20 protein-coding genes are annotated in these 25,497 nt (G+C 67.3%); 6 read left to right on the forward strand and 14 right to left on the reverse strand.

Annotated features, from left to right (window positions below):
• The first annotated feature begins 24 nt into the window (after positions 1-24).
• The gene (locus EDC62_RS02035) at positions 25-579 is read left to right on the forward strand and encodes an Lrp/AsnC family transcriptional regulator (protein WP_124219906.1); all 555 of its coding nucleotides are present in this window, start codon (positions 25-27) and stop codon (positions 577-579) included.
• Between the two features lie 240 nt (positions 580-819).
• Here the strand turns inward: EDC62_RS02035 and paaZ are convergent, their stop codons facing one another.
• The 6 genes from paaZ to EDC62_RS02065 all read right to left on the reverse strand — a co-directional run bounded on the left by paaZ (position 820) and on the right by EDC62_RS02065 (position 8,172).
• Positions 820-2,868: a phenylacetic acid degradation bifunctional protein PaaZ gene (paaZ, locus tag EDC62_RS02040; RefSeq protein WP_124219908.1), complete on the reverse strand. Its 2,049-nt coding sequence runs from the start codon at positions 2,866-2,868 to the stop codon at positions 820-822.
• Positions 2,869-2,997: 129 nt separating this feature from the next.
• The gene (locus EDC62_RS02045) at positions 2,998-3,750 is read right to left on the reverse strand and encodes an ABC transporter ATP-binding protein (RefSeq protein ID WP_124219911.1); all 753 of its coding nucleotides are present in this window, start codon (positions 3,748-3,750) and stop codon (positions 2,998-3,000) included.
• On the reverse strand, positions 3,747-5,558 hold the full coding sequence (locus tag EDC62_RS02050; protein WP_124219915.1) for a branched-chain amino acid ABC transporter ATP-binding protein/permease: 1,812 nt from the start codon (positions 5,556-5,558) through the stop codon (positions 3,747-3,749). The genes EDC62_RS02045 and EDC62_RS02050 overlap by 4 nt, the downstream gene beginning before the upstream one ends.
• Positions 5,555-6,589: a branched-chain amino acid ABC transporter permease gene (locus tag EDC62_RS02055; RefSeq protein ID WP_124219917.1), complete on the reverse strand. Its 1,035-nt coding sequence runs from the start codon at positions 6,587-6,589 to the stop codon at positions 5,555-5,557. The genes EDC62_RS02050 and EDC62_RS02055 overlap by 4 nt, the downstream gene beginning before the upstream one ends.
• 5 nt (positions 6,590-6,594) lie before the next feature.
• The gene (locus EDC62_RS02060) at positions 6,595-6,783 is read right to left on the reverse strand and encodes a hypothetical protein (protein ID WP_124219920.1); all 189 of its coding nucleotides are present in this window, start codon (positions 6,781-6,783) and stop codon (positions 6,595-6,597) included.
• 243 nt (positions 6,784-7,026) lie between these two features.
• Positions 7,027-8,172, reverse strand: coding sequence for an ABC transporter substrate-binding protein (locus tag EDC62_RS02065; protein WP_124219922.1), 1,146 nt, complete (start codon positions 8,170-8,172; stop codon positions 7,027-7,029).
• Between the two features lie 246 nt (positions 8,173-8,418).
• Here EDC62_RS02065 and galE point away from each other — a divergent pair, with 246 nt between their 5' ends.
• Positions 8,419-9,429 carry a UDP-glucose 4-epimerase GalE gene (gene galE, locus EDC62_RS02070; RefSeq protein ID WP_124219925.1) on the forward strand — a complete coding sequence of 337 codons (1,011 nt, stop codon included), beginning with the start codon at positions 8,419-8,421 and terminating at the stop codon, positions 9,427-9,429.
• Here the strand turns inward: galE and pelG are convergent.
• From pelG to EDC62_RS02105, 7 genes are all read right to left on the reverse strand, one after another.
• The gene (gene pelG, locus EDC62_RS02075) at positions 9,417-10,793 is read right to left on the reverse strand and encodes an exopolysaccharide Pel transporter PelG (RefSeq protein ID WP_124219927.1); all 1,377 of its coding nucleotides are present in this window, start codon (positions 10,791-10,793) and stop codon (positions 9,417-9,419) included. The genes galE and pelG overlap by 13 nt on opposite strands.
• Positions 10,793-12,418, reverse strand: coding sequence for a GT4 family glycosyltransferase PelF (gene pelF / locus EDC62_RS02080; protein ID WP_124219930.1), 1,626 nt, complete (start codon positions 12,416-12,418; stop codon positions 10,793-10,795). Before pelF ends, pelG begins: the two co-directional genes overlap by 1 nt.
• Before the next feature lie 2 nt (positions 12,419-12,420).
• Positions 12,421-13,449: a hypothetical protein gene (locus EDC62_RS02085; protein WP_124219933.1), complete on the reverse strand. Its 1,029-nt coding sequence runs from the start codon at positions 13,447-13,449 to the stop codon at positions 12,421-12,423.
• A 19-nt stretch (positions 13,450-13,468) separates the two neighbouring features.
• On the reverse strand, positions 13,469-14,926 hold the full coding sequence (locus EDC62_RS02090; protein WP_124219935.1) for a hypothetical protein: 1,458 nt from the start codon (positions 14,924-14,926) through the stop codon (positions 13,469-13,471).
• Complete coding sequence (locus tag EDC62_RS02095) at positions 14,923-15,510, reverse strand: penicillin-binding protein activator LpoB (protein ID WP_124219938.1); 588 nt, start codon at positions 15,508-15,510, stop codon at positions 14,923-14,925. Before EDC62_RS02095 ends, EDC62_RS02090 begins: the two co-directional genes overlap by 4 nt.
• An 81-nt stretch (positions 15,511-15,591) precedes the next feature.
• The gene (locus EDC62_RS02100; RefSeq protein WP_124219940.1) at positions 15,592-19,299 is read right to left on the reverse strand and encodes a tetratricopeptide repeat protein; all 3,708 of its coding nucleotides are present in this window, start codon (positions 19,297-19,299) and stop codon (positions 15,592-15,594) included.
• Positions 19,300-19,320: 21 nt separating this feature from the next.
• Positions 19,321-22,191: a bifunctional glycoside hydrolase/polysaccharide deacetylase family protein gene (locus EDC62_RS02105; protein ID WP_124219943.1), complete on the reverse strand. Its 2,871-nt coding sequence runs from the start codon at positions 22,189-22,191 to the stop codon at positions 19,321-19,323.
• A gap of 99 nt (positions 22,192-22,290) precedes the next feature.
• On the opposite strand from EDC62_RS02105, the gene thpR reads away from it, so the two are divergent.
• From thpR to pdxH, 3 genes are read left to right on the forward strand one after another with little or no spacing between them, the layout of a single operon-like run.
• The gene (thpR, locus tag EDC62_RS02110; protein ID WP_124219945.1) at positions 22,291-22,875 is read left to right on the forward strand and encodes an RNA 2',3'-cyclic phosphodiesterase; all 585 of its coding nucleotides are present in this window, start codon (positions 22,291-22,293) and stop codon (positions 22,873-22,875) included.
• A 23-nt stretch (positions 22,876-22,898) separates the two neighbouring features.
• Complete coding sequence (gene gloA / locus EDC62_RS02115) at positions 22,899-23,315, forward strand: lactoylglutathione lyase (RefSeq protein ID WP_124221078.1); 417 nt, start codon at positions 22,899-22,901, stop codon at positions 23,313-23,315.
• Positions 23,316-23,341: 26 nt separating this feature from the next.
• Positions 23,342-23,989, forward strand: coding sequence for a pyridoxamine 5'-phosphate oxidase (pdxH, locus tag EDC62_RS02120; RefSeq protein ID WP_124219948.1), 648 nt, complete (start codon positions 23,342-23,344; stop codon positions 23,987-23,989).
• Between the two features lie 20 nt (positions 23,990-24,009).
• Here pdxH and EDC62_RS02125 read toward each other — a convergent pair whose 3' ends face one another.
• The gene (locus EDC62_RS02125; RefSeq protein ID WP_124219951.1) at positions 24,010-24,975 is read right to left on the reverse strand and encodes an AEC family transporter; all 966 of its coding nucleotides are present in this window, start codon (positions 24,973-24,975) and stop codon (positions 24,010-24,012) included.
• A 214-nt stretch (positions 24,976-25,189) separates the two neighbouring features.
• On the opposite strand from EDC62_RS02125, the gene EDC62_RS02130 reads away from it, so the two are divergent.
• A complete protein-coding gene (locus EDC62_RS02130; RefSeq protein WP_124219954.1) occupies positions 25,190-25,435 on the forward strand; it encodes a type II toxin-antitoxin system CcdA family antitoxin in 246 nt (81 codons plus the stop codon).
• Positions 25,436-25,497: the final 62 nt, after the last annotated feature.

Consider the following 25,497-nt stretch of genomic DNA (forward strand, 5'->3'; position numbering starts at 1 on the left):
CCGATTTTTTCTCAAATAGCCCCGATGAGCGAAGTATTCACCCTAGACACCTGGAGCCTGCGCATCCTGCAGGAGCTGCAGCGCGACGCGCGCCAGACGCTGCAGCAAATCGCCGACGCGGTGGGCCTCTCGCCCACGCCCTGCTGGCGGCGCATCAAGGCCATGGAGGACGCGGGCGTGATTCGCGGCTACAGCGCGCTGGTGGACCGCAGCCGGGTGGGGCTGTCTTTGCTGGTCGTCGTCGAAGTCAATCTGGCGGCGCACACCGAGGAACTGGTGCGCGGCTTTGAACGCGCCGTCGCTGCCGAGCCGGCCATCGTGCGCTGCCTGTCCACGACCGGGCAGGCCGACTACATCCTCACGGTGATGATGCCCGACATCGCCGCCTATGAGCGCTTCCTGCACGCCACTCTGTTCAAGCTGCCCGGCGTGACGCATGTGCGCTCGAGCATCGTGCTCAAAGAAATCAAGGCCGATGTCCGCCTGCCGGTGGCTGCGCTGGCCAGCGAAGCAGCGGCCCCGAGGACCCAAGCCCATGAGCGGCGCGCGCGCACCGCCCGTGGAGGCCCCAAAAGCTGATTTTTCAGCCAAATCGGCGGGATGCCGGCGTGAATCGGTGCGATTGCGCTATCGAAACAGGACTACTGGAGCCGCCTAAGGCAACGCCGAACAGTTTCCGTGATGGCGCGCGCCCGGCCGCGGGATGGGATGCGAGGCGCAAACCGCAGCCATAGCCGCAGCTCTGGCGAGGATTTGCTCTCGACGCAGACCGCCCGCAGCCGGGATGCGCGACGCGCGGGGGCCTTGTTCAGCGTTGCCCTACCTTTCCCGCTTGGCCACCAGCGTCAGGATGTCGTAGCTCGCGACCAGCTCGCCGTGCTGGTTCGTCACCTGCACATCCCAAGCCACCACGCCCTGGCCGCGGCCTTGCGCGTCGGTCTTTTGGCGGTCAATCTTGCGTTTGGCGGTGAGTTGCACCTGAATGCTGTCGCCGATCGCCACCGGCTTGACGAAGCGCAGCGTGTCGAGCCCGTAGTTCGCGAGCACCGGGCCGGGCTCGGGCACGACGAACAGGCCCGCCGCATCCGACAGCACCAGGTAGCCGTGCGCGATGCGCTGGCCAAACGGGCTGGCCTTGGCCGCTTCGTCGTCGAAGTGCATGTAGAACAGGTCGCCGGTGAGCTGGCCGAAGGCGTGCACATCGGCGTCGGTGATGACGCGGCTGGGCGTGGTGAGCGACTCGCCGATCTGGATGTCCTCGAAATGGCGGCGGAACGGATGGGTGCCGGTTTCGATGCGGCGCGCGCCGCGCACGTATTCACCGGTGACGGCGGCCAGCATGCTGGGCGAGCCCTGGGCGGCTGCGCGCTGCATGAAGTGCCGCACCGCGCGCAGGCCGCCGAGCTCCTCGCCGCCGCCCGCGCGCCCCGGCCCGCCGTGCTTGAGCACCGGCAGCGGCGAGCCGTGGCCGGTGGATTCGGCCGCAGCCTCGGCATCCAGGATGTGCACGCGGCCGTGCAGCGCAGCCAGCGCGCCGACCATGCGCGCGGCGGTCTGCGGCTCGCGGGTCACGAGGGTGCAGACCAGGCTGCCGCGGCCGCGGGCGGCCAGGGCCAGCGCTTCATCGAGGCCGTCGTAGGGCATCAGCGTGCTGACCGGGCCGAAGGCTTCGACGTCGTGCGCGGGGGCGTCGCCCAGCGGCGCGCGCTCGAGCAGCAGCGTCGGCGGGAAGAAGGCGCCGTCGGCCGTGCCCACGCCCACCGGCGCGAAGCCGCTGCCGCCGTCGAACATCACCTCGGCGCTGCGGCGCAGCAGGGCGACGCGCTCGGCCACGTCGGCCACCTGCGCGTGCGAGGCCAGCGGCCCCATCTTCACCCCCTCGACCGCGGGGTCGCCCACGACGACCTTCGCCAGCCGGGCCTGCACACGCTCGACCAGCGCGTCGAGATGTGCGCGCGGCACGATGGCACGACGAATGGCGGTGCACTTTTGCCCCGCCTTGACGGTCATCTCGCGCACCAGCTCCTTGACGTAGAGGTCGAACTCGGGGTCGTCGGGCGTGACCTCGGGCGCGAGGATCGCCGCGTTGAGCGAGTCGGCCTCGGCGTTGAAGGGAATGCTGTGGCGAACCAGGTTGGGGTGCACGCGCAGCTTCGCTGCGGTGTCGGCGCTGCCGGTGAAGGTGACCACATCGCGCTCATCGAGTTGGTCGAGCAGGTCGCCGGTGGAGCCGATGACGAGCTGCAGCGCGCCCTCGGGCAGGATGCCGGACTCATTGATCAGCCGCACCAAGGCTTCGGTCAGATAGCTCGTCGCCGTCGCGGGCTTGCCGATGCAGGGCATCCCGGCCAGAAAGCTCGGCGCAAACTTCTCCAACAGCCCCCAGACCGGGAAGTTGAACGCATTGATGTGCACCGCGACGCCGCCGCGCGGCACGAGGATGTGGGTGCCGGCGAACACGCCTTTCTTGCCCAGCGGCAGCGCCGGGCCTTCGTGGATGAGGTTGCCGCTGGGCAGTTCGGCCGAGCCGACGCTGGCGTAGGAAAACAGCGTGCCGGTGCCGCCCTCGATGTCGATCCAGCCGTCTGCGCGGGTCGCGCCGGTCCAGGCCGAGACGGCGTAGAGCGCTTCCTTGCGTTCGTTGAGGTATTTGGCCAGCGCCTTCAGCCGCGACGCGCGCTGCTGAAAGTCGAGCGCCAGCAGTTTGGGCAGCGCGACGCGCCGCGCATAGTCCACCGCTTCGGCGAAATCGGCCGCCTCGGCATGGGTGTAGGCCACGGTCTGGCCGTTGACCGCATGGCGCAGCGCCTGCGCGGGCGTGGCGCCGATCCAGCGGCCGGCAAGGTAGCTCTGTAGAACTTGGCTCATGGTCATTCCTTTTTTGATAGCAGAAACCCTGGGTTTGACGCCGGGGTTTGAGGGAAAAACTTCAAAAAATGTCGCAGCAGCGAGGCGTAACGGCACGCGCGCACAGCACGCGCACAGCACGCGGCACCGTCAAGCCGCCTGCGCCTTGCCGCCGAGGCCGAGGTAGGTGTCGATGATGCGGCGGTCGTGCAGCAGCGCCTCGGCCTCGCCGCTGAGCGCGACGGCCCCCATCTCCAGCACATAGGCGCGGTCGGCCACTTGCAGCGCGGCGCGGGCGTTTTGCTCGACCAGCAGCACCGACACACCATGCGTGCGCAGCGAGGCCACCACGTGCAGCACCTCGCGCACGATCAGGGGTGCGAGGCCCAGCGAGGGCTCATCGAGCATCAGCAGCCGCGGCCGGCTCATCAGCGCGCGGCCGATGGCCAGCATCTGCCGCTCGCCGCCCGAGAGCGTCGCCGCCATTTGCGCGCGGCGCTCCTTGAGGCGCGGGAAGATGGCGAACACCTCCTCCATGCGGCTGGCCTGGTCGCGCAGGCCGCGGCGCCAGCGCGCGAAGCCGCCAAGCAGCAGGTTGTCCTCGACCGACATCTCGCCGAACAGCTCGCGCTTCTCCGGCACCAGCGCCACGCCGCGCGCGACCATGGCCTCCACGCTCGGGCGGTCGATGCGCTCGCCCGCGAGCGTGAGCACCCCGCGCGAGGGCAACAGACCCATGCTCGCGTTGAGCAGCGTGCTTTTGCCCGCGCCGTTGGGGCCGATGACGGTGACGATCTCGCCCTCGCCCACGCGCAGGTCCACGGCATGCACCGCCTCCACCGCGCCGTACGAGACGCTGAACTCGCTGAGCTCGAGCAGCGCCAGCCCGTTGCCCGCGTTCATGCCGCACCCCCGAGGTAGGCGTCGAGCACGCGCGGGTCGGCCTGCACCTGCGCGGGCGTGCCCTCGGCAATCACCGTGCCGAACTCGAGCACGGTCACCCGATCGGCCAGATTCATGACGAACTCCATATCGTGCTCCACCACCACGATGGCCAGACCCTCGCTGCGCAACTGCGCCAGCAGCGTGGCCAGCGCCTGCTTCTCCAGATGCCGCAGGCCCGCGGCCGGCTCGTCGAGCAACAGCACCGCGGGCTGGCTGGCCAGCGCGCGCGCAATCTCCACCACCCGCTGCTGGCCCAGCGCCAACGAGCCTGCGTTCTGCAGCGCATGCGCGCCCAAGCCGCAGCGCTCGATCTGACGGCGTGCCTCGGCCAGCAGCGCGGTCTCCTCGGCGCGGTCGAGGCGCAGCATGGCCGCCACCCAGCCGCGCCGCGCGCGCCGGTGCGCCCCCAGCGCCACGTTCTCCAGCACGCTGCGCGCGCCCAGCAGCCGCACATGCTGGAAGGTGCGCGAAAGACCCAGTGCCGCGTAAGCCCGAGCAGGCTGACCGTTCATGCGCTCGCCCATCAGGCGAACCTCGCCGCTGGTCGGCGCGTCCACGCCCGAAATCATGTTGAAAAACGTGCTCTTGCCTGCGCCGTTCGGGCCGATGAGCGCATGCACCTCGCCGGCCTTGACGTCGAAGTTCACCGCGTTGTTGGCGACCAGCCCGCCAAAACGCTTGGTCACGTCGGCGGCCTGCAGCACCACCGTGCCGCGCGCGGGGAGTTCGCGCGTGGGCAGCGCCGCTGCGGCGGCCGCAGCCGGGCGCGCAGCGGCGTCTGCACGCCGCCAGCGCGCCGTCCAGGCGGCGATGCGCGGCCACAAGCCATCGGCAAAGCGCTGCAGCACCACCAGCATCAGCAGGCCGAAGACGATGATCTCGAAGTTGCCGCTGCTGCCCAACAGCCGGGGCAGGATGTCCTGCAATTGCTCCTTGAGCAGCGTGATGATGGCCGCGCCCAGCACCGCGCCCCAAAGATGGCCGACACCCCCCACCACGGCCATGAACAGGTACTCGATCCCGATGTGGATGTTGAACGGCGTCGGGTTCACGAAGCGCTGCATGTGCGCATACAGCCAGCCCGACACGCTCGCCAGCAGCGCCGCCAGAATGAACAGCTTGATGCGCTGGCGCGCCGTGTCCACGCCCATGGACTCGGCCATCACCCGAGCACCCTTGAGCGCACGGATGGCGCGGCCCTCGCGCGAATCGAGCAAGTTGTGCAGCCCCCATAGCGCCAACAGCAGCACCGCCCAGATCACCGGCCCGAGCACGCGCGGCGAGGCAAGCGAAAAGTCCCCCACCGTCAGCGCCGGCACGTTGGCCAGGCCGGTAAAGCCACCCAGCGCCTCCAGGTTGCCGAAGATGTAGTACAGGCTCAGGCCCCAGGCGATGGTGCCCAGCGGCAAGTAGTGGCCCGACAGGCGCAGCGTCACCGTGCCCAGCAGCCAGGCCACGGCATAGGTCAGCAGCAGACCCAGCGGCAGCCCGATCCAGGGCAGCCACGCCGCCGGCAGCACGCCGCCAAGCGTCTGCGCCACCCAGGGCGACGTGCTGAGCCAGGCCGTGGCATAGGCGCCCAGGCCGACGAAAGCCGCCTGCCCGAACGAGGTCATACCGCCAACGCCAGTGAGCATAACCAAACCGACCGCCACCAGCGAATACAGGCCGATGTAGTTGAGCTCGGTGACGGTGAAATCCGGCAACCACGGCCAAGACACGGCCAGCGCGGCCACCGCCAGCAGGGTGAGGGTGCGCGCGCTCATTCTTCGTCCTCCTCCACCGTGTGGCTGCGCAGCGAGCGCCACCACAGCACCGGGATGATGAGGGTGAACACCAGCACCTCCTTGTATGCACTGGCCCAGAACGAGGAGAACGCCTCCAACTGCCCCACCAGCAGGGCCCCAGCCAGCGCCAGCGGGTAGCTGGCGAGCCCGCCGACGATGGCGGCAACGAAACCCTTGAGGCCGATCAGGAAGCCGGTGTCGTAATAAATCGTGGTGATGGGTGCAATCATCAGCCCCGACACCGCGCCGATGAGCGCAGCCAGCGCGAAGCTCACGTCTCCGGCGAGTTCGGTCGGAATGCCCATCAGCCGCGCGCCCACCCGGTTCATGGCGGTGGCACGCAAGGCCTTGCCAATGATGGAGCGCTCGAAGAACCCGAACATGGCCAGCACCAGCACCGCCGTGAGCGCGATGACCACCAGCGACTGCCCCGTCACCGGCACGCCGAACCAGTCCATGCGCGCCTCGGAGAACGCCGGCGTGCGCGAGCCCTCGGCACCGAAGAACAGCAGCCCCAGCCCCACCAGCACCCCATGCAGCGCCACCGAGACGATGAGCAGCATCAACACGGTCGCATGCGCCAGCGGCCGGTAGGCCAGCCGGTACAACAGCGGCCCCAGCGGCGTGATCAGCAGCAGCGTCACCAAGGCCTGCGCCCACACCGAAGTCGGCCGCCACAGCAGCACTGCGGCGCAGGCCAACGCGGGCAGGCCCACCGTCCAAACCAGGGTCGAACCCCAGTCCACCGGGGCGCCGCGCTGGTGCCGCCAGGCCTCCACCACCAGCGTGGCCACGGCCAGCGCCAGCAGCAGCCACAGCGTGGCGGGCGTGCGTGCCCCGCCCTGCAGCATGGCCATCGAGAGCGCAGCGAAGGTAACAAACTCACCCTGGCCGATGAAGATCACCCGCGTGACCGAGAACACCAGCACCAGCGCGAGCGCCATCAGCGCGTACACCGCGCCGTTGACCAGCCCATCCTGGCCCAGCATCAGGGCAATTTGTGCATCCATTGAACCTAAATCCGGCAGTTGGGCGCGCCTGGGCGGGTCGTCATCGGGCGCGCGGGCAAGGCGCAAACCACAGCCATGGCGCTCGCCATGGCGAGGATTTGCAACGCCGCCCCCGCGCCCGAGGGCGACTCGAACGGGTGCGCAGCGCTCACCCAAACGGTGAACGGCCTGCGCACCGAAAATTGCTTAAACATCAACACCTTGCCTTTCGCGAGAAGCGGTCAACTGCCGGATTTAGGTTGAAGAAGCTCTGAAGAGCCGCAGCAGGTTCGGCCGGAAGGTGAGAGTCGGGCGAGCTCAGGCCGACGACGGCGCACCGATGAACCGGGGCTTGCGCCAGCGGCGCTGGCCCGCCGCCACGCGACGTGTGGAGTCGCGGGCACGGCCAGGCTCAAGGCGGCCCGAGCGCCCGCCAGCCGACCTGCCCGCCCTCGCGCTCAGGGCTGGTACTTCCAGGTGCCGTTTTCGATCTTGACCATCACGCGCGCGCGCTGATCCAGACCCAGGTGATCGGTCGGCGACATGTTGAAGATGCCGTGCGCGCCGGGCATTTCCTTCACGCCCTCGAGTGCGTCGCGCAGCGCGGCGCGGAACTCAGGCGTGCCCGGCTGCGCCTTCTTCAGCGCCACCGGAACCGCACTCGCCATCAGCAGGCCCGCATCCCAGGCATGAGCGCCGAAGGTGGACACGCTGCCCTTGCCGTGCGCGGCTTCATAGGCGGCGACGTAGGCCATGGCCGACTTCTTCACCGGGTTGGTGGCGGGCAACTGGTCGGCCACCAGCACCGGGCCGGCGGGCAGGAAGGTGCCCTCGCAGTCCTTGCCACACACGCGCAGGAAGTCGGCATTGGCCACGCCGTGCGTCTGGTACATCTTGCCGGCGTAGCCGCGCTCCTTGAGCGTCTTTTGCGGCAGCGCGGCGGGCGTGCCCGAGCCGGCCACCAGCACCGCATCGGGCTTGGCGGCGAGGATCTTGAGCACCTGACCGGTGACGGAGGTGTCGTTGCGGGCATAACGCTCGTTGGCGACGATTTTGAGCTTCTTCAGATCCGCGGCCTTGGCGAACTCGCGCGCCCAGCCCTCGCCATACGCGTCGGAAAAACCAATGAAGGCCACCGTCTGCACGCCGTGGTTGGCCATGTGCTCGGCAATGGCGAGCGACATCATGATGTCGTTCTGCGGCGTCTTGTAGACCCAGCGCTTCTTCGCATCCACCGGTTCGACAATGGCGGCCGAGGCGGCGAACGAGATCATCGGCGTCTTGGCCTCCGACACGGCGTCGATCATGGCCAGCGAGTTGGGCGTGATCGTCGAGCCCATGATGAGATCGACCTTGTTTTCCGCAATCAGCTTGCGCGTGTTCGACACCGCGGCCGTGGTGTCCGAGGCATCGTCGAGCACGATGTAGTTGATCTTCTGCCCGGCGATCGTCTTGGGCATGAGCGCAATCGTGTTCTTCTCGGGAATGCCGAGCGAGGCCGCCGGCCCGGTGGCCGAGACGGTGACGCCGACGTTGATGTCGGCCAGCGCGACCAGCGAGGCCCCCGCGGCGAGCGCTGCGACGAGAACTTTCTTCAGCTTCATGGTGCTTGTCTCCAAGGGTGAGGGATCGGGCAGCGACCGCCATCGGCCGGCTTTGATTCATTAACCGACCGGTCGGTCTGCGAAACAAATTCTAGCCGTCACACAGCCCATCGCAGCCCATCGAGACTCAGGGTATTCCCGCGCCAAGCGCAGGCCTACCGCCCCGCTGCGCAGAGCCCCCGAGGTGCAGGCAAGGCTCCCGGCAGGGCCGCCCTAGAATCGCCGTACTCTGAAGGAAGTGCTCGCATGAACATTCTCGTCACCGGCGGCGCCGGATATATCGGCTCGCATACCTGCTTGCAATTGCTTGAAAAGGGCCACGACGTCGTCGTCTACGACAACTTCTCCAACAGCCACCCCGAAGCGCTGAAACGGGTCGAACGGCTGGCCGGTCGCACGCTGACGGTCGTCCGGGCAGACATCCGGGACGAGGCTGCGGTCGAGCACGCGCTGCGCACGCACGGCTGCACCGCGGTGATTCATTTTGCGGGCCTCAAGGCGGTCGGCGAGTCGGTGCAGAAACCCCTCGAGTACTACGACCACAACTTCATCGGCACGCATCGCCTTCTGCGCGCCATGCGCAGCTGCGGCGTGCACACGATCGTGTTCAGTTCGTCAGCCACCGTCTATGGCGAGCCGCAACGGTTGCCGCTCACCGAGGATCATCCGCTCTCAGCGACCAATCCCTACGGCCGCACCAAGCTGTTCATCGAGGAGATGCTGCGCGACCTGTACCGGGCCGAGCCGCATTGGCGCATCGCCATCCTGCGCTACTTCAACCCCGTCGGCGCCCACGAAAGCGGCCTGATCGGTGAGGACCCGCAAGGCACGCCGAACAACCTCATGCCCTACGTGGCCCAGGTCGCCATCGGCCGACGGGACCACCTCAATGTCTGGGGCAACGACTACCCGACCCCCGATGGAACCGGGGTGCGCGACTACATCCACGTCGTCGACCTGGCCCGAGGTCACCTCGCCGCGCTCGAGCGGCTCGACACGCCCAAGGTGCTGACCGTCAACCTCGGCACCGGCCGGGGCTACAGCGTGCTGGAAGTCGTGCGCGCCTTCGAACGCGCCAGCGGCCGCCCGGTGCCCTACGTCATCCAGCCGCGCCGCCCCGGCGACGTCGCCGCCTGTTACGCCGACCCCACGCAGGCGCGCGAACAACTGGGCTGGCAAGCCGAACACGACCTCGGCCGCATGTGCGCCGACGCCTGGCGCTGGCAGCAGCAAAACCCCGAGGGCTACGCGCCCTGAAGCATGAAGGTGCGGTATTCCAACTGGCGCAACAGCCGCTGCACCATCGCCAAACCGATGAGCAGGGTGATCAACAGCGCCAGCGCAAACCCATAGCCAAAAAACACTGGTCCCAAGCGAACCGAAGCCAGGCTGAGACCGAAATTCAACACGACCAGAATCGCCGTGAGCGCGACCACGGCCTTGCGACGATCGAGGTAGAAAAACACGTTGAGCACGGCCAGCAACAAGACCTGGAAGCTCGCAGCGGTGGCTTGCACCAGGAACAACGGAATGTAGAGCTCGCTGATCCCGATCCAGCGGAACAGCGGCACCACGAAAGTCGTCAACGCCAGCAGCGTGATCGCCTGGACCTTGATGATTTGATAGACCCCCTCGCGCACCGTCTCCTGCATTCGGTCGTGGTAGCGGGCGATGTCCGAGAGCGACCCGCCCGAACGCACCGCGGTATAGAACCGGTCATACCACTCGACGAAATCGGTTTCGAACTTCACGAGAAACACCCCCATGCCCGGAATGACGCAGAGGTAGGCCAGAAACACCGGCAAGTCGTAGATCGGCGAGGCCCGAAGCACGCCAATGACGGGTTCGGAGGTTTCGGGCGTGAACCAAAACACCAGCTTGTCGGCCCAAACCCCCAAGTTGTAGAGCGTCCCGCCCAGCAACAGGCTGCGGTACATCGCACGAGGCTCGAAGCAGGCCATCGAAATCGGTTGGCGCGGCGGAAAGTTGCGCAGCACGAGGGTCATCATGCCCACCCACATCAAGAACTGTCCGCCAAGAAAACCGGCCAGCAGCCCCTCGAGGTTCCAAGCGCGCCCCACCCAGGCAAAAACCACCGAAACGCCATAGCCCAGCGCATACAGCGCGACGATGGCTTTGTAGTATTTCAAGCCCGAGAGAAACACCGTCACGACCCAGATGTCGCACAGCAAGGGCAAGCCCGCGACGATCAAGACTCGGTACAGGTTGGATTGCGCGGGAAAGAGGAGCCAAGCCACCACCCAGCCGATCGCGCCAGCAACGGCCGTCGTCACCAGCAAAACCCCCAGGAAGGCCGAGGCCACGGTGTCGTCCCGCTTGGCAAACAAGGCATCTGCGACCCACCGCGTAAAGCCCAGCTGGATACCGCCGGACAAAATCAAGGAGGACATGATCAGATAGGTCACCGTGACCTGGAATTGCGTGATGCGCGAATCGGGCAAAACCACGCCGAGCGACAGCCCGCCAATGACGATCAGACCCAGAATGGAAAAAACCCAGGGCCCGGAGCTGATGATCGACGCATAGCCATAGGCGCGCAACAAACCCAGATAGGTTTCGTTGCGCAGCAGCTTGCGAAGTTCGAACCCGATACCCGCCATCAGCCCCTCCCGATGTCAGACGCCAGCCCGGCCGGCGTGGGCTCGGGCAATGGACGGCCTTCGCGGATGACGCTGGCAATGTAACCTCGCGGCCGCTGTGCGCCCGCGCTGCGCGCCAAGGCGTCTTCGTAGATGGCCCGATATTTCCCAAACATCAGGGGTTGCGTGTAGTAGCGCTCCACGCGCGCAATCCCTGCATGCTGCGCCCGGCGGTAGCGCTCCGGGTCGGACAACAGCGCCACGCAGGCCTCACCCAGAGCCTGCGCATCGGCAATGCCGACGACCGCACCTGCTTCGCCCAACGCACAGTCTTCATCGCCCAAGCCCTCGATGAGTTGCCGACACGAACCCACATCGGTCGTCACCGCAGGCACACCCGCAGCAAAGCCCTCGAGCAACACCAGCGGCAGCGCCTCGCTGATCGACGACAGAACGACGACACCAACCTTCGGCAGCAGTTCGACGAGTTTCTGAAAGCCGAGAAATTGGAGCGTATCCCCCAGTTCGAGGCTGGCGGCCAGCTCGTGGCATTCGCGCGCATAGTCCGGGTTCTCGTCCTCGGGGCCGGCGATCCAGCCCTGCAAGCCCGGCATGCGGCTGCTGGCGACACGGACCGCGCGGATGAAAGTCTTGACGTCCTTGATCGGCACCACCCGTCCGATGAGGCACATCACCAGCGGCGGCTGCTCGGGCCGCTGCGAACGAGTGGCCGCAAACGGTGGCACGTTGATGCCATTGGGCACCAGGCAGGTCGTCACCGGATCGGCGCCATCGGCGATTTCACGCAAGCGGTTGGCTTCATAGAGCGCAACCACCGGGTCGGCGGCGTCGTAACACATGCGCCCGAGCGACTCGAACAAACGGATCCACAACTCCCGGAAGTAACCCGCATCGCCCGCGTTGCGCTCGAGGATGGGCTGGTTGTCGCTGATCCATTGGGCTGAAAACAGGTCGATCCGACGCTCCTTGGTGTAGATCCCGTGCTCGGACAAAACCAGCGGGCGACCGGTTCGGTGCGCCAGCACGGCACCGAGGTAGCCCGCATAGCCGGTGGAAATCGTGTGGTAGACCTTCGCGGGCGGCAGTTCGCGGGCCAGCGCTGCCAGCGTCCAGATCGGCGTGTGCATGGTCCGCACCGTCCAGAAGTAATCGACGAACGATGGGTCTGTGCAGCGTTCGAGATACTGTTCGGTGAGGTAACGCCACGACTCCTTGGAATGCAGGAAATCGTCGAGCGTGAGCTTGTGGTCCATCTCGCGCAGCGTGCGGTCGAGCACCTGCGCCCTCGCGGCACGGCCGCCATCGACGTCGCTGCCCTGGCCGCGCAGACGCTCATGAAGCTCACGCACCAGCACGCTGGTCTGTGGATCGCCACGCTGGGCACGGGGCGGGGGCAAAACCGAGTCGCTGAAGAGATAGTGGTGCGTCAGCCCCACCACGTTGCTGGGCATCTTGTAGCGCGGCTCTCCGTAGTCTTGCTCGCGTGAGCCCAAGAAGCAGCAGTGAAACTTCAGCTCGGGAAAGCCCCCGATGATCTGATGCACCCAGCTCGACACCCCTCCGGAGACATACGGATAGGTGCCCTCGAGCAGCAGCATCACGTCGATTTCGGGAGTATCGGACATCCTCAGCCTTCCTCGGCGAACCAAAGCTGCATCATGGGCCGCAGTCGCGGAGCCACCTCTGCCATACGCAACTGCGAGAGGATGGCACGAACCGCCGTGAAGTGACGCGCCTTCCAGGCCAGTTCGGCCGCGTAGGGCACCCATACGGCGGGGCTGGCATTCTCGTCGAGCTGCATCAAGGCGTCCTGCGCGGCGTCGAGATCGTCTCGAGCCATGGCCAAGCGAAGCTGCAGCATCAACAGCGTCGGATCGTTCGGCTGCACCCGCAGGCCGAACTGGGTGTAGGTCCAAGCCTGGTCCAGCGCAAAGCGGCGCAAATCGCCCTGCGCCAGCCCCTGGTAGATGAACTCCATCTGCAACTCGGCAACGCGCTTGGCCGCTTGGGCCAGCGCTTCAGGGCGCGCGGTCGACCGCGCCTGCAAGGCTTCAAACTCCTGCTTGACCTTCTGTAGATCGGCCGTGACCCGCTGCTCCCAGGTACTCGCGATGCTGTAAGCCAGCAACCGAATCTCCTCGTCCGGGTCCCCCAACAACTGGCGCAGCAGCGGCAGCGCGAGGCGCGCGGGCATATCCCGCAGCGCGAGCACCGCGCGGATGCGCTGCGAGGTCGAGCGCTTCGGATCGACCGCGATGCGCGCCACTTTGCCGGGGGGCAGGGCATCGACTTCATGATCCATGCCTGGGCGTATGGCATAAATCTCGAGCTTTGGCGCGTCCTGCACCGCATCCTGCACCCGGGGTGCCTTGGGGCTAGCCAAAGCAATGCGGACCGCCACCACCAGCCCCGCCACCCCCAGCAAGGGAAACAGCAAGGCCAGCAGGAACACCAAAGAGAGTGCGTAGCGACGTGGCCGCCGCAGCGTCTTGGGCAAGGTCGTCCAGACGAGCCACGCGGCGACCACCGCGGCGGCCCCATGGGTCACCCAAAAGGCAAAGAAATAAGCGTCGCCCCGCGTGTTGAGCAACACCAGGGCCGCCGATTCGAGGCTCAGCGAGAGGAAGGCAAGTTTGTAGAACTGGATCGGATCCATAGCGGTGCGTCACTGCGCCTCAAAGCCGCTCCAGGTGCCGGCGCAGACCCGCAAAGTCCTCGGCACTGCGAACCGGATGGAAGTCGAGCGCGATCGCTTGCTTCGGCACGCCCCGCCGGCTGAGGATGCCCTCGAGCGCTTCGATCATCTCCCGGCGGTAGACGACCAGACCGGCGCCGCCGGTGATGCGCAAGAGCACCAACAAAACATCGTGGCCATGGGCCGTGGGCAGGATCCACTGGCTCGAGTCTGCCGGCTGCATGGCAGCGAACTCCTGCAGCACCTCGGTACTGAGACGCTCCTTGCCCACCCAGAGCGCGCAGTAGCTCGTCAGGCGCGAGCGCTGATACAGCGAAGCGAGTTCCGCCCATTCTTGCTGCAGGCTGATCGGGGCCTGAGGCCACGCCGCGCGCACTTCGGCAACGCCCTGCTCCAGCTGGGCGAAATCCGCATACGAGGTACACAGAACCTGCATCCGACGCAGGTTGACTTCGTCGAACGCCATGAACGGCATGGTGTGGACGGCAAGCACCGCATCGACCTCGCCCGCTTGGTCACGGCGCAAAGCAGCCGCAAACACCCACTCGTTGAACCTCGGGTCGGTCAGGCGGGGCTCTGCGATGTGGGCCACCTCACCGGTTTCGAGCACATGGGCGATCAGGGGATGCGACGGAGCGAGCGCCGGAAGCTGTTGGCCGAGTTGCGCCATCAAGCTCCAGTCCGATTCGCTTCGCCGATAGATACCGGCCTCGACGATCCGGCAGCTTTGACTGAGCAGTTGGAGAAACGCCGCCGGATCGGGCAAGGCGACGCCGCCCGACCTCGGCTCCCCGTCGTAGTCGACGAGCCGGCGCCGCAGCGCGAGCAGCGCGTCGCGCAAGGTCATGGGCCGATCGGTCAGCTCCTGCTCGAGCTGCGCCAGCGATTCCCGAATGACGAACAAGCGGCGCTTCGTGCGCTCCAGCCGGGCCATCAGGTCTTGCTCCACCTCACGATGACGCTCGGCCTGATTGCGGTAGGCGGAGCCGAACTCGCCCAAAATCAAGCTCACCAGGGCGCCGCCCAGGAAAAATTCACCCGGGAACTCCAGCGCTTGGGGTGACGCCCAGACTGCCCACACCGTGAGGTAGAGCGCGACGCCAAAAAGCCCATAGCCCGCGCCGTAGCGCACGCCCGCGAGCCAGGGCCCAAACCATATCCACGGAAAACCCGAATTCAACCCCAAAGGGTCGGAGGGATCGATGCGCCAAGCCAGGGCCAGCGCCAACAGGGGCAGCGCCGCACTCTCGGCCATCGCAAGCCAGCGATCCCCGCGCTCGCTGGGACGCCAAACCCGCAAAAAACGCCAAAGCCGCAACCAGCCAGGCTCTTCCTGTACGTGCCGTCCTGCAACGACGCGCGCGCGCAGGCGCGCCAGCCAGCCGCGAGGCGTCCACAGCCGGCGCAGCGCCGCGAAGCGTCGAACGCGTTCGATCATTCCGTGGCCTGCGGCTTTGCCGGAGGCGCCGTCACCGTCATCCCGGAAAGCAGGTCCGCGATCTGCGCCTGCCCGACCGCTGCGAGACCCTGATACCCCCAGCCGGTGCGCCCACCCGAAGCCGACCAGATCACCCGACCCGAGGGCAGCTCATGCAACTGCAGCATCACCCCGGCCGCGGGCTCGTTATCGACGCCGGTCTTGTAGCGCCATTCGGTCACCGTCCCTGTGATGGCATAGCGGGCGTCTTGCTTGCGCGCCCACTCGAGGGCTTGCTCCGGCGTGACGACCGGCGCGCCCTCGAGCGGGTTGTCCGGGAGCTTCTGCGGATAGACCACGAGGTCTTCTAAACCCTTTTGGCGCAGCAAAGACCCCACGATGGCCCCGACGCGGTCCTGCGCCTGCGGAACTTCGGTGGCATTGGCCAAAGGCAGCAGCGCCACCCGCGCCTTCGCGTCCAAATTCACCCGGTTGCCCGGAATGGCCTGCGTCACACAAGCTGCGAGGCTCCCAAGCGCCCCAGCGAGCAGCACCACCCGCGCGACCCCGCGCAGCCATCCAAAGGCATCATTTCCCGTCCACATACGCGACTCCTCTTCGATTCAAGCTTCCATCCACGCGCGACACCGACCATCCAACCGGCGGGCGCGACCGTTCACGCAGCCTCAGGGTCCATACCAGATCCGATATTGGATGCTCCACTGACGGCTTTGCCCGGCGGCATCCCGCCGCCGCTGGTACACGAGCGACAGGCGGTCTGCACCGACCACCGGCCCTTGCACACCGAGCGTCCATTCCAAAGCCCCACCCTGACGCCGAGACTGTGTCCAGCCCGCATCCAACAAAGGCAACCAGTGCCGACTGTAACGGTCGGCGGCCAACTGGTTGATCGTGAGGCCCACGCCCACGAAATCATCCCCCGCGGGCACGAAAAAGCGGGCATCAGGCCGGTTACCGTCGATGTCGAGCCGCGCGTACGCCGCCTCGGGCACCCCGTTCGCTTGGGATCGTCGGCTCGTCACGGAGGCGCGCAGACCAATGTCGGGCTCGCCCTGGCGCAGCCACACCCCGGCTTGAACATCGGCCTGCTGCGCGTTGCCCAGATGCGCGCCCAATCGGGTCGAATAGCGCAGCGTATCGAGCCCGCCCTGCACCCACCAACGCCCGACGGTCTTGCTGACCCCGGCATGCACGCGGTCGGCCTTACCCGCAACCAGCAAAGCGGCCGAATCCTCGGTGACCTCGTTGCGGTGCCATTGGAAATCCCCCTGGATGCCCCAGGGCAGTTTGCCTTGGATTTCGAGCGACAGCGGATTCGTCGCACCGACGGCCTCGTTGCGTCCCACCGAAAGCTTGGCGCGCAAGCCCTCGTCCGCGTACTGCAGGGCGACTCGGGCCTCCTGCGCCTGAGCCGGAAGCCCGGTCAACGCTTGCGCATTGGTCGACTGCAGCCGCCAACGCCCCAAATCGAGCGTGAGCTTGAGCTGAGATGTCAGCGTGACACTCTGCGACAGGACCGGACCCTCGCGCCGCACGACGTCGTTGAGGCGATGCTCGAATCGCAACCCCGTTTGGTGGGCGATGTCGATGCGGCGCTGGGTTTCATCCCGCATGAGCGCCTTGATGGCGTCACTGTTCTGCCCGCGATCGGCGGTCTCCTCGAGCACCTCGGCCGCCTGCGCCCGCGCATCCATGTTCCGCCCCGCCACGCGGAATGCTTCCACCCGGTCGATCGGCGTCAGTGCCCTCAGAGCACCCGCGTCGATGAGTTCGTCGACGCGCTGACGATCGTTCTCGGCAAGCGCAATTTGCAACTCGATCGACTGTCGATCGGCCTGAGTCAGCACCGCCTTCGCCAACCAGGCACGCGCCGCATCCTTGGTGTCGAGACGAACCAGCCAGGTGGCGATGGCCGCATCGAGCTGGGCGCGCGCCTGCTCGGGCAATCGCTCGGTGCAGGAGACGGGCTGCCCGGTACAGCGCAGCTTCTCACGTAACGCAGCGATGAGCCGCTGTTGCTGCGACGCGGACACCCGATCGGGCGGCTCTTTGGCCAGGCGCAAAGCCGCCAGCAGTTGCTCGAAGCTCGGCGCGTTGCCGCCGCCCGCAGCGCCACCGGTGCGCGCCGCCTGTTGCAGCAGCGTCCAGGCCCGATCGTAGGCCGCGCGTGCCCGCACGCCGTCGTTCGCGCGCGTGAGCAAGTCGCCATAGTTGATGAGCCACAGCGCGTCACCACGCTTTCTCGGGTACAGCCGTGCCGACAGCGCCAGGGCCCGCGGCAGATCATTGAGTGCTTGGTAGGCAACCGCAAGCAAATCCTGGCCCTCGGTCGAGGTCAACAACATTCGTGCGGCCGACCGAACCTGCTGACGCAACTCGTCGAGACGCTGGAGATCGAGTAACAACCACATCAAGGCCACGCGATAGTCGCGACTGGCCGGATCCAGACGCACCGCCTGCTGCAGATCACCGAGGGCCGCATTCGAACGCTTGAGCGCCAACCACACCTGCGCCCTGGCCGCGTGCACGGCGGCATCGCGCTCGAGCTGCCCGGCGAGTGAGGCCGTCGCGCGCTGCCACGCTTCGAGCCCCGCCAAACTGGGCTGCTTGACCAGCGCCGCCAACCACTGCATCGCCAACGCGGCGCTCGGGGCCTCCGACCAAACCTGTTCGATCAGGGCAAGGGCCGCTGCCGGGCCTTCGGTTTCCGCCACCCCCGCGACGAAACGCTGGAACTGATAGGGCTTGAGTCCGCGGCGCAGCGCGGGCGCGGCCCACAGTTCCCGGTAGGCGCCCACCGCCTGCGGCACCCGGCCGAGGTCCCACGCAAGGTCGCCGCGCAAGCCGCCGTGGGCGATGCGCTGGGCCTCTGTGCCTGGAGCGGTGCGGGTGCGCTCGAGCACCTCGAGGGCTGCCTCGTAAGCACCGGTCTGAATCAGCAACAGCGCATCGTCCATGGCTGCCTGCAGGTCGAGCGCACCGGCCTCGAGCCCTCGGGCGTAAGCGGCTTTCGCCTCGTCGATCTCCCCCATCGCCAGCAAGAGCCAGCCCATGCGGCCGTAAAGCCGGGGGTGCTGCAGCGCGCCTCGCCGCAGCACGGCGACCGCCTCGCGGGCATCGCCCTGAAGCTCGACGGCCTTCGCGTATTGCTCCCACTCTGCGGCGGTGAGCTTGCCCGAACGCTCACGGGTACGCCAGTAGGCGATTTGCCCAGGCCCGGAACCCAAGGCGGTGGCAAGCCGGCCCAGTTGTTCGAGCGCCTCGGTGCTGAAATGACGCTCGAGCAAGGCCATCCATTGCCGCATGGCCGCGTCGGGCTGATTGCTCCACTCCAGCACCTGCGCGCGGCGTCGCGCCCACTCCTCGCTGGCTTGGTTCGCGAGGACCGCATCGGCGACGCGCAGCGCGAGCGGTAAGTCCGCGCCGCCCAGCGCCGCGCGCCAGGCCCACTCGGCCTGCTCGGGCGTCAACCGCGCCGTGCTGTTCTGCGCCGTGTTCGCTGCGGGCCACGCCTGAAGCAGCCACTGCCGGGCATCACCGGGTCGATTCGCCGCCAAGGCCCACTTCAGCAGCGACCAGGCCAGATCGGTGTCGACCGGTCCGCTGCGCGCCAGGGGCGCAACCGTGTCATAGGCCGCCACCGCATCGCCCGAAGCCAGCAAGGCCTGGGCCGCGAGCATCAGCAACTCGCGGCGGGCCACCGGATTGGACACCGCGCGCAAGGACCGCAGCGCAACTTCGGCGGCGCGCCGGTACTGCCCGATGCCCACGAGTGCCGACACCGCCTCGCGGGCTTGCGCCAGCGGCAGCGGCAGCAAGCGTTCGACCGACGCCGCGGTCCGCTCGATCAGCGCTGCATCGCCCAGCGCCTGAGCGGTAACCAGACGCTCGCGCCAAAGATCGAAACGCTCCGGCGGTGCGGCACGCGCCAGGAGCCTACGCAAGGCGGCTTCGGCGGCGGCCTGCTCGTCCGCCTTCCCCTGGGCTTGCGCGTCGAACCAGCGCCGCTGATAGACGCCCAAACGCAAAGCATCCGCGCGCGGGTCGTTGCCCAAGGGTGCCAGTGCCTCGAGCGCCGCATCGGGCTCGCCCGCGTGGAGGTAGCGCCGCGCAAGCTGCAGGCGCAGTTGGACATCGCCGCGACGCAGCCGCAACAATTGCTCGAGGTACTGAATCGCCAAACGGTCGTCCTGGCTGGCCTCCACGAAACGCGCCAATTGCCGCTCCGGCCACATCACGGCCATGGCGGCGAGGCCGAGCAAGGCCAAGCCCACCAGAGTTCCGCGCGGGAACAGCCGACTGCGGCTCGGATCGTCCGGCACCACGGTCAGCGGTGGCGGACGGTTGGAATGGCGATCGGGCGGCGCGGGCATGGGCTCTGCGGCGTCAAAAGCTCATCCAGCCCGAAACTCGAGCTCGATCGAACCGCGGCTGTGCTTGGATGCGAGGCGCCAAACGCCACCTGCCTCTCGTTCGATCCGCCAGCCCCTGCTGGCCGCATCCTTCACACGCCAGCCCGGTGGCCATTCGAACCGAACGTCGAGCGGGCCATGGCCGGAAAACTCGACCTCGAGGCGCTGGTCCATCGCCTCCCACCGGACCACGGCGGCATTGGCATCGACCAAGCGCGGCGCGGCAGCCGCAAGCTCGGAGGCTGTGCGCAGGACGACGGTGGAGGCCACGGCATGCAGGTAGCGCATCTGCGCATGTTCGTTGTAGCCCGCCAGTCCCTGACTGCGACGGAGATCGGGCGCAGCCGAAGGCAGCGGCTGCCGCCACTGACGCAGGGCGTCGGGCGCACGCAATTGCCAGCCCCCGTCGAGCCGACGCGCGACCACGGCCCGCTGCCAGGCCAGGACGCTCGCGAAATACTGGCTCGCATAGATCGTGTGCACGGGCTGAGCCAGGGCCCAACGCCAGAGCTTGTGCAGGCTCTTGGCCCCCGCAGCATTCGAGACCACGTAGGGATGAAAGTAGAGGTTGAGCGGCTTGAGCCGACGCGGCGCGTCGGTGAGCTCGAAGGTTTCGATGGCGCGCTCGAAGCCAAAAAACGGGCCGGTCCAATTGTTCGTGTAGTCTTGTTCGTTCGACATCGGCGCATACACCTGCCAACGGCCCCCTTTCGGGATCCCCAGCGGCCAGACATTGCAGAGGGTCGGTGCCGAGCGTGTGATCGTCGCCCCGCCGCCGTTGATGTTGCCCATGCCTGCGGCATACACCGCGGCAACCGCGCTCACGGGGGGATTGCAATCCCCAGGCCAGAGGAACATGCTGCACGCCTTCCCGGGTGGCAATAGGTTTTGCTCGATCCAGCGCTTCGAGCCGACAACCTCGGTCTCGGTGCTGAAGCGATAGCCCGGCACCGGCAGGTAGGCGCCGTATTTGAGCGGGTTGTAGGGCCGGTGGCTGCTCTGCTCGCCTGCGGCCACGACCCAGTCGAACGGATGGCTCCAGCTGTGGCTGCCGGCTTCGACGAAGGGCAAGGCAAAGAGCCGACGCGCCCATTGCTGAGCGGCTTCAGCCGTCTCCGGGTAGACCCCTTCTTTCGAAATCTCGGCCACGACCGCAGAGCCCAGAATCGGCGTGCGGTAGACCTCGATGTACTCACGCAACAGTACCTCCGCGACCAGCGGAGAGCCGGGTCGGTCGCAGCGGTTGACCCAGCCATCGGCATCGAAATGCACGAAAAACGCCCGCCGCCCGACGCGGGTGGTGACGTCGGGCATCGGCGCGTCGCTCACGCGCAGCGCACGGCGGAAAAACTCGATCGGATCGACCGACCAGCGCGCGCCGGCAGCCCCAGGCAAATTGAAGACGCCGAAGTTGCCCAGTGCGTAGCCGCCCCAGGGCGTGATGGCCGCGCCGTCCATGCGGCGACCATCGCGGGCTAGTGCCGAAAGCCAAACTTCGCTGCCCGCCCCCGCCGCCAACTCCACCGTATCGGTTGGAGCGATCAGCGGCAGCACCTCGCCCGCGGGGACCGCTGGTAGACGTTGCACCCGAATCGGCCCGGGCAGGGCATCGACCCCGGGTTGCAAGCCAAAATCGCGCAACAAGGCGGGTTCACTCTGCCCCAGAATGACACAGGGCACACCCTGCTCGCGCGCCAGCCGAAGCAAGGCGCGCGCGGGCTCGGGCACCTCGGATCGGTCGGACCACAACACCACGCCCGCGTAGCGGCCGGCCAGCGGCCCTTCCACCGGCGTCGCATCGCCAACGTATCGGTATTCGGGGACGAAGCCGTGGTATTCCAGCGGCAGTGCGCCATACATATGGGCGCTTTCGGCCTGCAGATCCGGCGTATTGCCGTCTGGGTTGGCGTGCAGCAGCAAAACCTTGCGCGGCAGCACCTCGATCGTGCTCACCCCAAGGCTTGTCAGGGAGGGTTCGGCAACCCAAGGGATCAATCCCGCATCGGCGATGCGTTGCGCGGTCTGCCGGGCCAGCGCCCGCTCGGCGGGGGCGCAATAGTCGATGCCGACGCCCGCAATCCCGTAACGGCTGCGCAGCTCGGCAAAGCGGTCCAACAGCCAACGGCGGTCGGCCTCGGGCACTTCGCCGTAACGACGGCTTTGTGGGTCCCAGCGCTGGAACAGCGACTCGGCGGCGACCGCGAGCACGCTGGGGGCGAGTTCGGCATCGACCAGCTCGAAACCGCGGTTGAGCAGGAAACGAATGCCCTCGTATCGCTGCTGCAGTCCCCGCAGCGTGGCCCGCAAGGCCTGCGCCTGCTGTAGGCGGGCGGAGTCGGTTTTCGCGATGCGGTGATAGGAGTCCAGCGTGTCGAGAAAGAATGCCCGAAAGCCTGCCTTCCAAAGCGGTGCAATGATCCGCTCTGCCACAAAGGCCGGCCAACGCGCATGGGTCTGGTCGATGATCTGGGCATCCCATTCGGGGTTGCGGCCGACCACCGCACCTGCGGGCAGATCGGCCGCGTAGGGCCGGCTCGCCTGCACCTCTCCGAGCGAGACATAGGCCATCGCGAGCGTCTGCGGCGCGAGCCGAGCGACGACTGCCGGGTCCGCCGCCAGCGCATGTTCAGGCTCGAGCACGACGCCGTCGAACGCCGACAGTTCGTCGAACGGAATTTGCGCTCCGTAATAAAACGCCAGGGACTGCAGCGGCGCAGCAGCCTGGGTCGTGCGCGGCGCGCCGTCCAGCGACGAGCCGGACGCCGCTGCAGCCGCAGCCGAGCCGGCCAGCGCCGCAGGCAGCGGCCAAGTCAGCGGGGCGATACCCTTGAGAAATAGACGGCGTGGAATCATGGTTTTGAAGATAACCGATGATTCTCAACGAAGACGGTGGGCCTTCGTGGTCCAAAGGAACGACATAAACCTCGGACACGCGCAGTAGTTCACGTCGCCATGGCCGCACACGCACGCTCAGACCCGTCGCCGGTGCCCCCGTCCCCGGACACGTCCCCGCCGACACGCCGCCTCTTTATCGCCCTGTGGCCGGACGGCCGGACCCGATCGGCGCTGCGGGCGAGGCAGGCGCTTGGAGCCTGGCCCCGCGGGGTGCGGCTGGTCGATGCGGCGCAGTTGCACCTGACCCTGCACTACCTGGGTGCCGTGCACGAGTCCGAGCTGCCGCGCTGGATTCGACGACTCAAAGTCGCTTGCACCCTTTTCGACCTCGAGGGCGACCGCTACGCGCTGTGGCCACATGGCATTGCCGTTTGGATGCCCGTGGCCGTGCCCGAGGGTCTGCTCACGCTGCACCAGCGCCTGGCAGACCGCATCGTCGCGGCAGGCCACCGGGTCGACCCTCGACCATTTCAGCCCCATGTGACGCTGGCGCGCCGGGCGCAAGCCGCTGCACTCCCGCCGCCGCGCGGCGCTCGGGGCGTGCACTGGGCGGTGCGCGGGTATGCTCTCGTTGAATCGTGCTCGTCGGCGCAGGGGGTGTTTTATCGCGTCCTGCACCGCTACCGCTGCACGCCCCCTTGAACCCCGAAGTCCTGGAGTTTTCGATGCGCATTTTGCACACCATGTTGCGGGTCGGTGATCTGCAGCGTTCGATCGACTTCTACACCCAGGTGCTGGGCATGACGCTGCTGCGCACCTCGGAGAACCCCGAGTACAAATACTCGCTCGCCTTCCTCGGCTACGAAGGTGGAAACCCCGCGCAAGCCGAGATCGAGCTCACCTACAACTGGGGCGTGGATCGTTACGAAATCGGCACGGCCTACGGCCACATCGCGATCGGCGTGCCGGACATCTACGCCGCCTGCGACCGAATCCGCGCCGCTGGCGGCACCATCACGCGCGAACCCGGCCCGGTCAAAGGCGGCCGCACGGTGATCGCCTTCATCACCGACCCCGATGGCTACAAAATCGAACTCATCGAGCGGCCCGACGAGGCATCGTCCGGTACGAGCCTGCGTTGACGCCACCTCCGAAAGACCCCACGTCCATGACCGATACCGCCCGCCACCTCGCGCAGTTGCGCAAGAGCTATGAGAAGGCCGAACTCAGCGAGGCCCATTCCCACGCCGACCCGCTCAAACAGTTTGAGCAGTGGCTCGAGGAAGCCATTCGCGCCGAAATTCCCGAGCCCAACGCCATGACGCTCGCCACCGTCGGGCCAGACCTGCGCCCGAGCACGCGCGTGGTGCTCATCAAAGGCTACGACGCGCGCGGCATTGTCTGGTACACCAACTACCACAGCCGTAAAGGCCAGGAGCTCGCCGGCAACCCCTACGCCGCGCTGCAGTTTCATTGGGTCGAGCTCGAGCGCGTGGTGCGCATCGAAGGCGTGGTCGAGAAAGTCAGCCCTGAAGAGAGCGACGCGTATTTCCACAGCCGGCCGCTCGACAGCCGCATCGGCGCCTGGGCCAGCCCGCAAAGCGAAGTCATCCCCGACCGCAGCGTGCTCGTCACCGCCGCGGCCAAATACGGCGCGAAATTCATGCTCAACCCGCCGCGCCCGCCGCACTGGGGCGGCTACCGACTCAAGCCCGATCAGTGGCAGTTCTGGCAAGGCCGTCGGAGCCGCCTGCATGACCGGCTGCGCTACCGCCTCGAAAACGGCGTCTGGGTGCGCGAACGCCTCGCGCCCTGACAGCGCCAGCGGCGGCGGCCTTACTGCGGCAGATATGGCACCAGCGCCATCGCCAGCGACACACTGACCAGCGCCAGCGCGGTCGATACCGCCACGCTCGCCGTCACCAGTGCCTCGGCGCGCCGGTAGCGCTGCGAAAACAAAAACACATTCGCGCCGATCGGCAGCGAGGCGGCCACCACCATCACCGCCAGCGGCAATCCGCGCAGGCCCGCGGCCCAGCCCGCCAGCCCCATCAGCATCGGGTGCACGAAGGTCTTGACTGCGGCAATCGCCAGCGCCCCTTTGAGCTGCGCGCCCACCGCCGTCTGCGCCAGCGTCACGCCCACCAGCACCAGCGCCACCGGCCCAAACGCATTGCCCAGCAGTTGCAGCGGCCGATCCACCACCGGCGGCAAGCCCCAGCCGGTCTGCGCATACAGCAGGCCGGCGATGATGGGCAGCGGCACCGGGTGAATCACCGCGTTCCGCACCGCCCGCGCCACCGTTCGCGCCAGGTGCCGCGGCGCCGCGCCGGGCTCGCGTGCGCGATCGCGGGCCGAGAGCAATTCCAGCACCACGGTCGCCAGCGTCAGCAGCACCAGCGCATGCGTGGAAATCAAGGTAAACAACTGCACCAGCCCCGCCTCGCCATACGCCAGCCCCACCAGCGGCACGCCGATCATCACCGTGTTGCTGAAGATCGACGCCAGCGCCAACACCGCCGCGCGGCTGTCGAACCCTCGAGCCGCCAGCACCGCGAAGAACAACACCGCCGCGACCGCGTGGTAGAGCGCCATCGCGCCAAAGTCCAGCCGCTCGACGCGCACCGCGCTCATGGTGCGAAACAGCAGCGCCTGCGCCAGCACCAGAAACACCAGGTTGGAGAGGTCGCGCACCGACTCCGCCCGGATGAAGCGCAGCCGCCCCGCGACGAACCCGATGCCGATCAACAGCCCCACCGGCAGCAAGGCGGAAAGCACGGGGTGGTTGAGGTTGAGGGTCATGAAACAAAAGCTGCGATCAAAGCCGCGAAGCCGCGAAGCCGCGAAGCCGCGAAGCCGCGAAGCCGCGAAGCCGCGAAGCCGCGAAGCCGACGATGATGACACGCCGCCTTCGCGCGCGCTGGCGCCTGCGCGCGCGAAGGCGGGCATGGCCCGTCGGGGGCTGCTTCTTCCTGCGCATAGAATGCGCACGACTCGCCACACTCAGGAGATCGCCATGCCTGCCCTCGCATCGGCCCGCAAGCGGCCCGTCAACCTCAGTCTTAACGAGGGTCTGGTCGATCAGGCGCGGCGCTACACCGGCAACCTCTCCGAAACCGTCGAGGCGCTGCTCGCGGACTTCGTGCTCGCACAGCAACAGGCGCGGAAGGCCCAGGCCGAGCAGGCGGCGCGCGCCGTGGGCGCCTGGAACGCACTGGCCGAAGCCGCCGGCTCGTATGCCGACGCACACACCACGCTCTGAGCGCGCGCAACTTCAGGATTCACGCCGCCCTCCACCCGATCGCTCACGCCAAAGCGGCGCCG

Source organism: Tibeticola sediminis (assembly GCF_003843835.1).
GTDB classification, from domain to species: domain Bacteria; phylum Pseudomonadota; class Gammaproteobacteria; order Burkholderiales; family Burkholderiaceae_C; genus Tibeticola; species Tibeticola sediminis.